Annotated in this window: 17 protein-coding genes; 1 reads left to right on the top strand and 16 read right to left on the bottom strand. The window is 33.1% G+C overall.

Annotated features, from left to right (window positions below; all coding sequences use genetic code 11):
- Positions 1-35: 35 nt before the first annotated feature.
- From M1D60_RS08905 to M1D60_RS08885, 5 genes are all read right to left on the bottom strand, one after another.
- Entirely contained in the window at positions 36-323 is a 288-nt protein-coding gene (locus M1D60_RS08905; RefSeq protein ID WP_456278805.1) for a hypothetical protein, read from the bottom strand.
- A gap of 9 nt (positions 324-332) precedes the next feature.
- Positions 333-671, bottom strand: coding sequence for an ASCH domain-containing protein (locus M1D60_RS08900; RefSeq protein ID WP_456278804.1), 339 nt, complete (start codon positions 669-671; stop codon positions 333-335).
- 491 nt (positions 672-1,162) lie between these two features.
- Positions 1,163-1,594, bottom strand: coding sequence for a GNAT family N-acetyltransferase (locus M1D60_RS08895; protein WP_456278803.1), 432 nt, complete (start codon positions 1,592-1,594; stop codon positions 1,163-1,165).
- Positions 1,595-1,722: 128 nt separating this feature from the next.
- On the bottom strand, positions 1,723-2,190 hold the full coding sequence (locus M1D60_RS08890; RefSeq protein ID WP_456278802.1) for an NUDIX hydrolase: 468 nt from the start codon (positions 2,188-2,190) through the stop codon (positions 1,723-1,725).
- Between the two features lie 114 nt (positions 2,191-2,304).
- Positions 2,305-3,528 (bottom strand): MFS transporter, encoded by a 1,224-nt coding sequence (locus tag M1D60_RS08885; RefSeq protein WP_456278801.1) that lies wholly within the window; start codon positions 3,526-3,528, stop codon positions 2,305-2,307.
- 383 nt (positions 3,529-3,911) lie between these two features.
- On the opposite strand from M1D60_RS08885, the gene M1D60_RS08880 reads away from it, so the two are divergent.
- The gene (locus M1D60_RS08880) at positions 3,912-5,054 is read left to right on the top strand and encodes an HD domain-containing protein (RefSeq protein WP_456278800.1); all 1,143 of its coding nucleotides are present in this window, start codon (positions 3,912-3,914) and stop codon (positions 5,052-5,054) included.
- Positions 5,055-5,830: 776 nt separating this feature from the next.
- On the opposite strand, the gene M1D60_RS08875 is transcribed toward M1D60_RS08880, so the two are convergent.
- The 11 genes from M1D60_RS08875 to M1D60_RS08825 all read right to left on the bottom strand — a co-directional run bounded on the left by M1D60_RS08875 (position 5,831) and on the right by M1D60_RS08825 (position 13,924).
- Positions 5,831-6,259, bottom strand: a complete 429-nt coding sequence (locus tag M1D60_RS08875) for a hypothetical protein (RefSeq protein ID WP_456278799.1) — start codon at positions 6,257-6,259, stop codon at positions 5,831-5,833.
- A gap of 282 nt (positions 6,260-6,541) precedes the next feature.
- Positions 6,542-7,432: a hypothetical protein gene (locus M1D60_RS08870; RefSeq protein WP_456278798.1), complete on the bottom strand. Its 891-nt coding sequence runs from the start codon at positions 7,430-7,432 to the stop codon at positions 6,542-6,544.
- A 130-nt stretch (positions 7,433-7,562) separates the two neighbouring features.
- The gene (locus M1D60_RS08865) at positions 7,563-7,883 is read right to left on the bottom strand and encodes a hypothetical protein (RefSeq protein WP_456275192.1); all 321 of its coding nucleotides are present in this window, start codon (positions 7,881-7,883) and stop codon (positions 7,563-7,565) included.
- Positions 7,884-7,896: 13 nt separating this feature from the next.
- Complete coding sequence (istB, locus tag M1D60_RS08860) at positions 7,897-8,670, bottom strand: IS21-like element helper ATPase IstB (RefSeq protein WP_456278797.1); 774 nt, start codon at positions 8,668-8,670, stop codon at positions 7,897-7,899.
- On the bottom strand, positions 8,667-10,256 hold the full coding sequence (gene istA, locus M1D60_RS08855; RefSeq protein ID WP_456278796.1) for an IS21 family transposase: 1,590 nt from the start codon (positions 10,254-10,256) through the stop codon (positions 8,667-8,669). Before istA ends, istB begins: the two co-directional genes overlap by 4 nt.
- A gap of 64 nt (positions 10,257-10,320) precedes the next feature.
- A complete protein-coding gene (locus M1D60_RS08850) occupies positions 10,321-11,004 on the bottom strand; it encodes a hypothetical protein (protein ID WP_456278795.1) in 684 nt (227 codons plus the stop codon).
- 311 nt (positions 11,005-11,315) lie between these two features.
- Positions 11,316-11,822: an NUDIX hydrolase gene (locus M1D60_RS08845; RefSeq protein ID WP_456278794.1), complete on the bottom strand. Its 507-nt coding sequence runs from the start codon at positions 11,820-11,822 to the stop codon at positions 11,316-11,318.
- 143 nt (positions 11,823-11,965) lie between these two features.
- Positions 11,966-12,478, bottom strand: a complete 513-nt coding sequence (locus M1D60_RS08840; RefSeq protein WP_456278793.1) for a DUF4367 domain-containing protein — start codon at positions 12,476-12,478, stop codon at positions 11,966-11,968.
- A gap of 248 nt (positions 12,479-12,726) precedes the next feature.
- Positions 12,727-12,906 (bottom strand): hypothetical protein, encoded by a 180-nt coding sequence (locus M1D60_RS08835; protein ID WP_456278792.1) that lies wholly within the window; start codon positions 12,904-12,906, stop codon positions 12,727-12,729.
- 137 nt (positions 12,907-13,043) lie between these two features.
- Positions 13,044-13,643 (bottom strand): hypothetical protein, encoded by a 600-nt coding sequence (locus M1D60_RS08830; protein ID WP_456278791.1) that lies wholly within the window; start codon positions 13,641-13,643, stop codon positions 13,044-13,046.
- Between the two features lie 131 nt (positions 13,644-13,774).
- A complete protein-coding gene (locus M1D60_RS08825) occupies positions 13,775-13,924 on the bottom strand; it encodes a hypothetical protein (protein WP_456278790.1) in 150 nt (49 codons plus the stop codon).
- Positions 13,925-14,010 lie beyond the last annotated feature (86 nt).

The raw sequence follows: 14,010 nt of genomic DNA, 5'->3' as shown, positions 1-14,010 counted from the left end.
TCAATAGTTGAATAAGAATTTTCAACTTTTCAGACTCACTCAACAATGTTAAGTTCAACGGCTGTCTCTGTTGAATCATCCAAAATTCCATCTTCTAGCTTAATCAGAATGATTTGATTTATTTTTAAATCATCTATGTTCCCTTTTGAATCATTAATGTATATATCAGTATCATCATTTAGTTGAATATTATAAGAAGGATTTTCTGCTGTTGGATCTTTTAAATCTTTGTATGCGATTAAACCAAAATCAGTGAATTGAGAAATAACAAGTTCGACTCCTTTATCATCATCACTCGAACATCCAGTAACAATAGAAAACACTATAAGGCTTTAATATTTTATTGTAATTGCTAACGTTCCCCATTCTTTCTCTTGTTCAGGAGAGTAAATTTCATATGTTCCTTCTATCATTTCTTCCAAGGTCCAACCTTCACAATCAAAATCTTGAAACGGAATATCCTCATACATCGCTTGAAATATATCGTATATTTTTAGGTTAGTTACTTGTACTTTTATTGTTTCATCTTGTTCAGGAACCTTTATAAATTCAATCGTGTCTCCAACCCTAATTTTTCTTCTTTTTTCATCATATAAGCGTACTTCAACTGTTTTCTTACCGTCTTTAATAGAATTGAAATACTCACCATATAACCCCATTTGATGTATCATTCAGATTTAACCTCTCTATCTATGTCATCAATCGTTTAATTGTGTTAACCTAACCCTTTACTTCAAGAAGAAGGTTCGGAAATCTTTGATAGATAACCATGATCCATATACTTCAGTTATTTCTCTTATTAATGTTCAAAGAAATATACAGTAGTAAACCAAAGGCACCTCCACCTAATAGGACCATACCGAAATTCCCAAGAAACATTAAGGCATATGACAAAATCATACCAAATAAAATATATATAAGTACCTGCATTGTTAGATATATCCTCTCCTAAGTTTAAAAACTTCTATAATTTTATAAATAGAGCTGCCTAACAATGTTGGCAGCTAGTTATCGTACAGTTTGGTAATAGTATTCTTGTTATTAGCCACAAATTCCTTCTTATGCTAAACTTCTCCTTTAGCTCAACAAGATTAATTACTAGTTGGTGCTGCATAAGGCTCTACCATAAACCCTTTTGATGAATAAATAAAATTAGCCAAAGTCATTTTAAATATTTTTTGAATCCTCTACTTACATTACCGTCGTATCCTTCTCTCTCGAAAAACTTGTGTGCACTATGGCGTTTCGAGTTACTTAGTAACATAATCCTATGGCAATCTATTGATTTGCAATATTCCTCAGCGTATTGTAAAAGTTTTTGTCCAATTTTTTTATTTCTATGATTCTCATGAACAATAATGTTCTCTATTACTGCATAAGGACTATATCCATGTAATGCTTGAAGACAAATATTCATTGTTAGCGTCCCTAAAATTTCTCCCCCTTCATCGAAAACAAGTAAAAAATTGTTTGGGTCCTTTCTAATTTGATCAATTTGTTCTTCAAGAACATTTCTTTTTTTACTGTTCGGTACTAACATTCGATATAATTCGGAAATTTGCTCCTTATCTGTTCTTTCAGCTTCACGAATCATAGGAAATTCAACTACCTTTCAAAATCTAAATAGGCTTAAATAATTATATTTTTGAAAATGCTATTCAATATAATTTAATCGTATAATCTAATTAAACAAACCTTCCCTTTAGTTGTATAAAGGGCTAACTAACTAATAATCGGCTGTGGTTTTCTTGATAATAGGTCAGTGATAAATATTTTATGTTCGTTAAATATATTTACTGGAAGTTCTTCAAGTGGAAAAAACTTATTCTGGATTGACTCCTCGTTGTTTTCAACTAAATTCCCACTGTATCGATTACAAATAAATAAAATTTGCACCAATGAAACTTGGTCGCCATTTGAAAATGTTTTATCGTATTGATGACCAGAATAAATCCCAAATAACTTTGGTTCCTCTATGTTAAGTCCCGTTTCTTCATAAACTTCTCTTCTAGCGGTATCTAGAATGCTTTCTCCTAGATCCATAAATCCCCCTGGAAAACCCCATTGTCCATTATCAGACCGTTTTTGCATCAGCACTCGATTTTCTTTATCAAAAACAAATGCACCCGCAACAACCATAATTACCTTCTCGGTTCCTACCATTGATCTTAAGTGTTGTATGTAATCCACTTTTTAGCCTCCATATAATTAAATCTCTTATTAAACAAACTTCCCTTTAGCTGAATAAGAATAGGACAATTACTACTTTTATTGTCCTTGTACAAAAACCTCTATGAGTAATCATCACATGTTTGTGGCTGTAGAATTGTTAGGTTGAGAATAGATTCGCAACTTACCTTGCATTAATCCAATTATTGCTGAAATCGAGTATAAAACTCCTGCTGCTATAAACGCCATTGCGACTCCAAATAAATCAGAAACAAATCCCATTATTAAAATTGCGACTCCCGATATAGCTGAAATGAGAGTCCCCGAAGAAGCATAGACTTTAGCTAACTGACTTTCTTCTAGTGAAAGTTGAAATATGACGTTCTGGCTTATATCCCTTGCTTGATATGCTGTCCCCATAAGCACACAGATTAGTAAGGCTATCCACGGATTTGGAATAAAAGCGAGCAATACTGTTAGAAATGCCATTAGAGAACCACCAATTATAATGGTTTTACCAAGGTGATTATTAATTACACTCGAAAGTTTTAAAGTTATAATACTCCCTAGAATGTAACCGATATAATAGCTCGAATTAAGGAATCCCCACCACGCTTCATCTTGGTTAAGGAATTCCTGAACGTAAACTAATAAGATCGCTCCTGTCCAAACACCGTTTGCAAGTCCTTCCGATATATTCATTCCAGTTATCCCTCTAATGAGCTTATTCTTCCACAGGATAACCCAGCCTTCTTGGATCGTTTTGATCACACTTCTCTTTTCATTTTGAACCGATATAGAACTAACCTTTATGAATTGATATAGGATTGCAGCTAGTGCCATTAACGGAGCTGTCATCCATAAAACTACAGTGCTACCTAAAAGAGAAACAAGAGCACCACCTACCATCCAACCAGCCAGATAAAGTGTAGAATCCGTAGTAGAAATTAGACTGTTCGCATTTACAATTTTCTCTTTGTTTACGACCCTCGGAAGGAGACTAGATCTTGTAGGAGATATAAATCCCTCAAATATGGCTAAAAGGACTACAACTGAAACAATAATGGGTAATAGGCTCGCTGTAATATTTAGAAACAGGAATGCTATTACGATGATTGCCTTCACGGCTTGTGATAGTACCAATAATTTTCTAGAAGGGACTTTTTCAATGACTAAAGGAGCAATAAATCCACTAATTAATCTAGCTATTGATGATGATAAAGGTATTAGTGATGTTGCTGTTGCAGAGTTGGTTTGGACATAAACAGCAGCAGTCAGTGCAACGGTAAACAATACATCAGAAAGAACCCCTAGTGATTGACCTGACCATAGCATGTAAAATGATCGTGAGTATTTCAATTGAAACCTCCAAATTTTTACTTTTAATATATCATAATCTTCAGACTTATTTTCATAAAAACTTGTAAAATCTTACGTATGAGTGACCACAATTATTTTCGTTAAGAACTTCTTGTTGAAGTAAACTTACCTTTCAATCAATTCTATAAAAATAGTGTCAATCACTACTTGAATCAACGCACCCGATTGTTTAAAAGGGGTATTTATATGTACAATTCTCTTGCTTAACGTCTACTAAAATTTCTTTCTCCATTTTGGTTATTGCCCGGTTCGATATCGTACTGTTTTTTCTCCTAGAAATGTTTATACTATTTACATCTTCCAAATATTTCTACATAATTATTATGTAAAAAAATATGTATTATAGAGAGGAAGAAATTTGTTTGATAATTAAAGATAATCTATATGGAGATATAGAAATAGTAGACCTTGATATAATAGATATAATAAACACAAAAATTTTTAGTAGACTTAAACTAATTAAACAACAAGGTAATACTTTCTTTTTACTCCCGGAATCTACACATACAAGATTTGAGCATTCACTTGGCTTATATCACCTAACAAATTTAGCCCTAGATAAAATGATTGATGAAAATAAACTTTCATTAAGTATTTACGAGCAAAAATTAGCTAGGTTTGTAGCGATTCTTCATGATATCGGTCATGGACCATTTTCTCATTGCTTTAAGGGAATTACTGGACAGGATCATGGTGATTGGACTGTAAAGATAGTAAAAGAGTCAAGAGAATTAGATCTAATACTGCGAAGAACGCCAAAATTGTTTGAGGATATAATTAGTGTTCTACAACGTGATGGAAAGTTTGCATTAATAGAAGAGATACTATTTGGTAGTATCTCTCTTGATCAACTAGATTTCTGGAATCGTGACCTCTACTACTCCAGAATTGATCTAAAACCGTTGAATTTAGATAGTTTATTATCATGTTTTATAATTAAAGACAATAAGGTTTGTATCACAAACAATGGTATTCAGCAAATTGAACAAATGATTAGGATAAAAAATGCTTTATATCATAAAGGGTTTGGTCATCCTTTCATTATTGGGAAAGATATTTTACTAAAAGAGATATTCAATTTATGTCTTAAAAAAAATATAAAAGTTGCTAATAATCATCTTAAAAATATTTTAAATTCAGATTTATATGATGTGAGTTTTCAAGACTATATAAGTGTTACGGATATGGATATTGTAGATGTAATAAGAGACCTCTCCAATAATGAGGAAGTTTTAATTAGTGATTTAGCCAATGCTTATTTATCAATGGATGATAGCTTAGATTATAAGGTTTTAGACACAGATCAAGAGATTACTGAAAAGGGAAATATAATAATTGTTCAGGAAAAGAAAAATTACAGTTCATATGTAGGAGGCGTCTTTGTTAAATCAGATGATGATTTATTTGATATTGTTGATTTATCAGGATATATCGAATATATGAAGAATAAAAGGACGAAAAAAATTGTATATTATATAAATGAAATTTATCCAGTAAACTCCTAGAATATCATCTTGATTATATAGTTTTTTTATAAAGTTATTGAAAATGAAGAACCAAGAGAAATTGGGAACTGTTATTATATTTGATGGAGTCTATTATGACTCAAAAAACGAGAAATTCGATCCCATCCTTATCTATCAGTTACATTGTGCTTCTAGTGGTCTCTATTATTAAACAGCTGCTGTACTTATAATTAGGCTCTGTAAAAACATAGGTTGATATTCAATAAAGAAACGCTTCATTCATTTCAGGACCAAGCGTTTTTTGCGTTTAAATATCTTTATAAACTAAGCTCGATAATAGATGCTTATTTAGACAACAGATGCAATAACAATTTTCTTGTGTTTTCATAGTTTTTATATTCCTTAAAGAAATCCCTTCTTGAACTAAACTCCCGTTACTTCAATAAGGATATTGGATATTACCTATTCCTCATTATTGGACAACTTTTATCAATTCGTTTGTTGTATAGTTATAGTATTCAGTTCTTTTTAAGAGACTTATAAAGGTAAAGTATTAGGCATATTAGAAAGATAAACAAAAGTGGAAGTTCTACTGTTTTGTCTATCAATAGATTTAATATGAACAATCCTCCGAAAATTACGGAACCAATCTTCCACAGTTCTTTTAGGTTACCCATAATAATCCCCTAACTCCTTCCACTCATTTTTTCACAAAAAGAACAATAACAATGCTAAATTAACCTGCCCTTTAACGCAATAAGAGCTGTCGCATTCGGCAGCCCCTTGTTTAGCTATTGCAACCTTTAGTTGAATAACTATTTCTTCCTTATTACCAATAGTGTTCTCTCCATTATCGAGACATTATTAATGTCGATATTATTTAAGTAGATTGTTTGGTCAAAATTATGATCTCTTTGTTCTTCCTCTTCACCATGCCAACAGGTATAAAATTCACAATATTCTCCGTCTTTAAGGTATCTATTTAAGAAAGAGCATAAATTAAGGAAACTCTCTTTAGCCTCTTCTTTGTCACCTTTCTTAAAATAAAAGTCATGGTTATCTGCAATAAAAGAAATACCAACAGTCAAATCAGTATAGACTTCATATATATTATTAGTTGTAAAATGTTTCTTTACCATCTTTCTATCTTGATCCTCTAAAAAACCTTCCTCAAAGCTAACCTTCTCGTCACTGACATCTACTGGTAACACAAAATTACAACCAAGATAGTTAACAATACTCATTATCTATAATCCCCTTTTGGAGTTTTTATCATTTAAACCTTTTTATTTCTTTAACTATTCTTCTCCTTTACTTCAAGAAGTAGGTGCGAAAATCCTTCATGGATCATCGCACCCTATAGTTGAAGAAGTACGATTACCGTTTCTGTGGAAATCGTACTTTTTTAATTCGTTTCTGAACAGTATTCTTGTAATATGAAGCAAGTGATCTGTTCTTTTTTCATCTTACTTATTCAAAATTGGCACCATTTTTGCTGAATAAGTGTTAAAGTTATTAATTTAAGATCAGTATTTTATACCTTTTTCATTAATTAGTACCTTTAATCTATCCTTAATATCTGAAGTAGGTTCAATTCTTAATAACTTTTTCACTTCTGATACTAATGTTTCCCCCCATATTGAACTTGGCCATTTTTCCAATACTTTAATTGCCATGTTCCGATTCCTTATTACTGAACTTCTTAAGCCTGTAAAAACTAACTGTTTTCCTAATCCGTCAAACTTATCTAAATCTTGTAGAATAAAATCTAGGCAACTATGTGCTTCAAAATCTTTCCCTAACCCCATCTCTTCCCCCGGTCCAGAAGCAATCTTTTTAAGAGGTAGATTTTCAGTTGCAAACTTCACTAGTTTCTCTACACGTTCTTCTTTGTCAGTTTGCATCAGTTCAAAATATAAGGAACTATTAACTGGTTCTTTTGTTAACTGGCTAAATAATTTATCCCATATATCTATATTTAACTTTTGGGCTGCCCGCACACAATTCCAATGAGTAAGACGATCTTCAGAATCTAATCCTTCCCAAATAATTGACTCCCATTTCTTTTCGTTTGAAATATCTTTGCATAATATTATGTATTGATCTCTCTGCTCTGGGCTCCAAGCTTTTGAAAAACGTTTGATCCAATCTTCTTCATCTTTTAAAAAGCCAAATATATCTAAAACATCATTCAGCTTTTGTATCGAGTTACACATTGTAACAGAATGTCTTAAGAAATCTCTAATTACAATCGGAGCATGTTCATAGTCATCAATCTCTTCTGCAGGTCCACCATCAATTAGAGCAGAAATAATATCTCCAGCTCCTTCATATAGCTCTATATCAATTTCATCATTATTGATAGCATTATGTAGTTCACCTTTAACTGCACAAATATATGCTAGGTATTCGTACATTATATTATTCTTATAACCCTCTTTGAGTAACCATTGTTTTATTTCCTGTAATTGTCAACTCAAAATTCCACCACATAATCATTTAAAATTCCCCCACCTAATTTTTCCAGTTAGGCAGAGGAAGGACTTATTAAAAGGGCAGTTTCTCTAAGTGAACTTCTAATTGCTCTATTATTCTAGCCTTTTCATTCCGCAGATTTCTAATTTCGTTTTTTAGATTTTTATTTTCTTCAAGCAATCTATCGATTTTTGTTTTTTCATCAATTCCTTCTTCATAAGGAGTACCTTTCCATCTACACCATTCATTAAACTGATATAAATCTTCTTCACTTACAGAAGATTTTCTTTCGGTTTGACTTTCTATCAACCACTGCTGGACTAGATTCTCTTCGCACTTCACTCCATAAGACCGAAAGAAAATCATAGTCTCCACTGCTTCTAATCTTTTCATTAATAATTCTCCCTTACCCTAATTGTTGTTTTGCTAGCCACTCTTTTGTTTGTTTCATTCGGTAAGAGTTGCCGTTCATATTTACAAAATAACTTTGATGGGTCAACCGATCAATCATGGCAGCTGTCATAATCGGATCTTGGAAGATCTCTCCCCATCTCTCGAAGGATAGATTTGTTGTAATGATAGTTGATTTCTGTCCAGCCCTCAGTGAGAGGTGAGTAAACAATAACTCAGCTCCTTCTTTATCAAATGAGATGTAGCCCATTTCGTCCGCTATCACGAGGTCAAATCTCTCGAATCGGTTTTGAAAAGAACGAAGAGTTCTCTCAGATCGACATTCTTTAATCTGATTAATCAATAAGGGAACCGTAGTAAACCAAACCTTATAACCTTCCATGCAAGCTTTTAACCCTAAGCCTATGGCCATGTGCGACTTACCAGTACCTGGATTACCTGCTAAAATTAAGTTCCTGCCTTCATTTATGAATTCTAGCGTTTTAAGGTGTTTATATTTCTTTTGGGCATCTTCAGGTAAATCTTCGACTGAAAGATCCTCTAAATATTTTTTATAAGGAAATTCTGCTCTTCTAATTCGATTATATTGTGCATTTTCCTGACGGAAATCCCATTCCTTTTGTAATAGTAAAGCTAGAAACTCTTCATATGATGTTTCTTTTTGATTCGCGTCTTTAATGACCTCTTGAAAAGTCTGTTTGATCATAGGTAACTTTAACTCACTTGTGTAAGTACAGATCTCATCGATTCTTTGTTTTGATTTGTTCATGCAATGGCCTCCTGTTTTCCTAGTGTCTCAATCTGGAATAGCTCATCATACTTTTTAAGGTGAGCAATAGCTTGATCATTTATTTCCTTTGATTCCTTTGAAATAGGCAGACTGGAGGATAATTTCGTTTTATTCTTTGCACATAAAACTTTAATCTTGTCTGTTGTTACATGCACAGGATTAATTCGGCGAAGCTCTTCAATACATTGTTCAATTTCACTAACACTTGATTCTCCTTTTAAATATTGTATTAACTCTACAAATTCTCTCTCGCGGCTGATATAATAAGTCTTGTATATATTTTTTAGTTTTTCGTCTGCCTGTTGTAATGCTGTGCTACCAGCTAATGCACCAGGCTTTTTCTTTATCGTTTCTAGATAATGTTCAAGTTGTAGCCTCCACTCATGACACCCAGTAAGACGGACATGATCAGCTATCTTATTCCCCTCATAGAAACAGAGAACTCGATTTGAATAGATTTTCACTGTTACCTTTTGTTCGACTAAATGATCAGGAACCGAGTAATGGCTTTGATCAATGACGACGGTTGAATATTTGTCCACGCGCACGTCTTGGACACGAGCTGCATCGAACGGATGGGGAAGAGGGAGGAAAAGTTCCTGTTCTAGTATGAGAGACTGTTTCGCAGTCTGATTTTGGTTGGATGGCTGTGGTTTTTGGTTAAGCCGTTCACAAACTTGATACAGATATTGATTTGCTTCTTCAAGGGTTTCAAAGGTATCACGGAACGCAAATGCTTTTCTTCGGATGACTTCAACGCTTCGTTCAACATGCCCTTTTTCATTTCCACGGCGAACGTTACAGAAGCGATAATCGAACCCATAATAGATTGATAGCTTTAAGAGGCCATCTGTTGGCTCTTTTTCTGTACCAACAAAGCGTTTAACAGCGACCCTCATATTGTCATAGACCATTGTTTTATATACGCCATCAGTTTCTTTAAAGAAGAGAACATGCGCTTCCTGGAAGCATTCCATCTTCTGCTTCGTAAATAAGAAGGCCATTCGGAAGTTCCCAAAGGCAGATGTAAATACCGCCATTTGAAGCTTTGTCCACTTTCCGTTTATGTTTACTTTCACTTCACCCCAATCAAACTCACAAATATCTCCTGGTAAATAGGAGCCTTTGATGAAAGCCTCTTTAACTTTCTTTTCTATCTTACGAATGGTTCGAAGAACCGTACTATAGCTAATTTCTATACCTTCGGCATCCAAAGCCTCATAGATGTCTATAGGTTTCTTTAATTGCTTTCTCAAACCCTTTTGCTTTTTCTCATCATTCTCCCTAAGATGATCCATAATTTGTTGTTTAATTTCCGTTGTCATAACTCGGCTTGTACGATTTTCTACTTTATATTTTGGAGATTCAACTAGTTCTTGTATCAGCTCCCCAACATGAATAGAATCTTTGTTTTCTTCAATTTCTTTCCGCCTGTCTTCATACTCATTTATGTATTTACTAACTGTTTTACGGTCAATTTCAAGCATTCTAGCAATCTCTCTCTGCGATCTGCCCTCCCTTAAATACATAAGTAGGACCTCTTGTTTCTTCTTCAATGTAATCAACTCTCCAGACTCCCCACATAATGAATATTTTTCTTTGTGGGATTATTATATACTGGGGGATTTTTCAATGACTACTGTGGTCCATTTTTAGGTTACTATAAACAATTTCCCTAGTTTCAGGTTTTAAGCGTTCGACAAGATTAATTTTCCCCCAGCCATCTACATATTTTGCTAGTACAAATAATTGGTTATTTGAATCCTCTATACTGTTTTGAATAGCTACTGCTGTAAACAAAGTAAATTCTTCATGCTTTCCTAACGTTTGTAATAACGATAAATGATTATCCGTTCTAAATAGTCCCAATAAAGCTATTCCAAATTTAACTACGTTCCGATGTGCACCATTTTCAGCAAGCCATATTGCTTCGTTATATAAGTTCTCATCGTTAATTACAGACTGCCCATGTATTGCGTCTAAAAGTTCATCTATAATATTTAAGGTATTATCTTGCATTATCTTTAAATATAATTTCTTTCTATGTTTATTAGAAGGTTTATTGGTCTGGTTAATAAGTAACTGCACTAAATTCATTACTTCAGCTTGACTATTATCAATGGAATTACGACCTATAATACTATCTAAGCCACCAGCCACCCACCGAAAAGGTTTGTCTCCCCAAAATTCATCTTCATCTGGTAATTTATCGTTTTCTATTTTACCAATTTGGTCAACTTGTTCCTTCAAAGCTTCATAAATTGAAACACTATTAGTCCAGGGGTACAATTTTTTATTAAAAGGATTAATCATTGTACATACCGCCTATCTTTCTCTATTTGATTTATCTATTCATACTAACATGAATATCCATTTTCATTTCAAGACCCTAACCCTATGGAATTTATACATGAGTTACTTAGGCCGAAAGAGTTTTTGTTGTGAAAAGGAAGTTAAATTAATCTAAAAGATATCTAGGAATATCGCTAACTGAAAAGGACTGTCAACTGTATTACTAGTAACATCGACTTCTTTCACTAAACGATCCAATAAAGAATAAGGGATCAGCATCAACTGATCCTTTGTTCTTCAACATTCGCACCCTTTATTGGAACAAGGAATAGTTATTTTTGAGGAAGATTTTTTAACCACTGTTCATCCCACTGAAAATATAAATCAGTATTTTTCCTTTGTAAAAATAATTCTTTTGGATAAGGTAAAGCAAGTTCAGGCATATTACTTGGACTAAAATAATGAAGTTCAGCAGTTTCGTTATCTATTGGACTTAGTTCTCCACTTTGAATAACGCACTCAAACATAAAGACGTTGTACTCTACTTGATGACCATTAGGATATTGGTATCGAAAGTCTTTCCCACCAAACACGCCTAATAACTTCTTTGGCACAACATATAATCCTGTCTCTTCCCATAACTCACGAACAACTGCTTCGGCAGGCGTTTCTCCAAGTTCAATTGCACCAGCAGGAAGACTCCACTTCTCCCCATTTCCTTTATTTTGTAATAAAATTTCTCCTAAATCGTTTCGAACAAGTCCTGCTACACTTGGCATAAAAATTAGTCCATTACCGACTTTTTCACGGAGGTTTTTATAGTAATCTGACATTCCCATTTTTTTATCCACCTTGAGTTATTTATTTCTATAATAAATTCTCACTGTTAACACAAAATCAACTGTTTTTGTTCAACTAAACTTCACTTTAGCACAATAAGCGACTGTCTTGTTTAAGCAATCGTCCCCTTTTATTGAATAAGCTATTTCATTGAATTTGCGATTTTTATCATCTTATCCATTGATATATCTGAACTGTCCATTTCTATATAAGTTCCATCTTGTACCCAACAAAGCTTTCCACCTACAATAATCTTTCCATTTAATTTTTCCCCACTATTTCCCCACTCTATAAAATTGCCACTATTTCCGTTTATAGTTATCTTATTCGGTGTCTTATCTTCAATTTCCTTAGGTGTTGCTTTCCTTTCTTCGATACCGATCATTAAGTTCTCATCATTTTTATCCATGTAATGTAACCTAAAAGAATTAATATTATCTTTCTCTACCCAAGGATAAGTTTTTATTTCTAATGTCCAACTATCGGGAATCTGTTTTGGAGAAATAACTTTAAAATCAACTTTTCCTTTGATTTCAGTAATCGTAATACTATTATGATTGTATTTAATTTCTTTTGCTTGTACTACTCCCAAAGGTACACAAGTGATTACAATGATTACAATATAAGTTAATACTAACCTTAGAAAACACTTCACTTTTATTCCCTCATTTCGTTAAATTTCTACTTATAGTGTTCCCTATGTATATTTACTTATATAATCACCAGATATTGTTTCAAAAAGAGAAGGAGCTGTCGCAACTGACAACTCCTTCTTACGTTAAAGCATCCTTTAGCCTTCCATTCCATATATTGAAAGTTAATTACGTTCTATCATAGTTGTTGAAAAGTTAACCAATTTATCTTTCACTACCTTTATTTTTGTATTATATGTTTCGGCTGCCCCTATAAATCTTTCTTATCTTCTTGATAATGAGTAGGGTGATTTGGCTCATCTTCGTTCTTGCCGCTCACGATGTTATTAAAAGGTGTATAGTTATTGGAAGGAAATCTCTTATTCTTCATTGTTTTCATTGTGACAGTAGCAATTACTGCCAGTATAATCACCAGGAATATATAAGTCATCTTTACTCCCCCTTAGAACTGTTCTTATTCTTATTTGAATGAATGGTTATTCTCCACAATTAATAGATCATCCTTCTTTACCTGCACCGGTAATAAAAAAGGCAACCGCTATTTGTTAAGCAATCGCACCCTTTCGTTTAAAATGATTTCTCTGCCCATAAATTTATATATAAGTTTGTAACTGTCACATCAATCATTCCTTCTTCTTCAAAATCATGAACTAACTCTTCTGGTAACTCCAAATAAAAGCTAAACTCATCTGCATCACTGTAGTTTAAGCCTGAATATTCAGAAGGAATTAGTTTATAAGTATCACCTCTATACGTTGCTTCTGCTTTCGCTTGAAATTTACTTATTAAACCTTCATTATTATGTTTGTGTTCAACACCTGATATTATTGTTGCACCACCTAAACTAGAACTTCCACTTGACCTAAAGAACAATTCATATTCATTAGTATTATGAGCGATTACTTTCGACACATAAATTTGGTTTTCCCCATCATCAAAAAGCTCTTTTCCTTTGTTATTATCTAAATTATTTAAACCAATCTCGATTGAATATTCTCCTTCAATAGGGTGTGCACTATTGTGATAATTTTCAATCTCATTAGTAAAATAATTTATCCCATGTGTCCGAAGGTTGTATATATCCACTGCTCGAGGTATGAACAAAACACCAAGAACTATTATTGCTGCAACAATATATACCGTATTTAAATTTAAAATTCTTTTCATTAAACTCCTCCCATTTAAAATTGCATATTTTTCGGAATAAGCCATCCTTCTTTCACTAATCTGCTCGTTAGTACAGTAACTTCAACAAAAAAGCGTCAATCTCTTCTTGGAACAAAGCCACAAGACATCGTTCACGGTTTTCGTTTTCCCTCTAAATCATCAATTCTCTGTTCAAGCTCTTTTATTTTATTACTACTAGTCAATGCTGTAGTAAAAGCAATAAGTCCGAAAATAAATCCCATAGCTCCGATTATGAACCCCATAATTCCGAAAATACCCACATAATTCCCCCTTATCTAAACTTTAATATATGACTCTACATCTATTGTACTACTCAACTCTTCTTCTCCTTTACTTTAAATAAATA

The sequence above is a fragment of the Bacillus sp. AK128 genome (genome assembly GCF_053903075.1).
The sequence above is the reverse complement of the archived record's forward strand: the minus strand, read 5'-3'. Positions and strand labels throughout refer to the sequence as shown.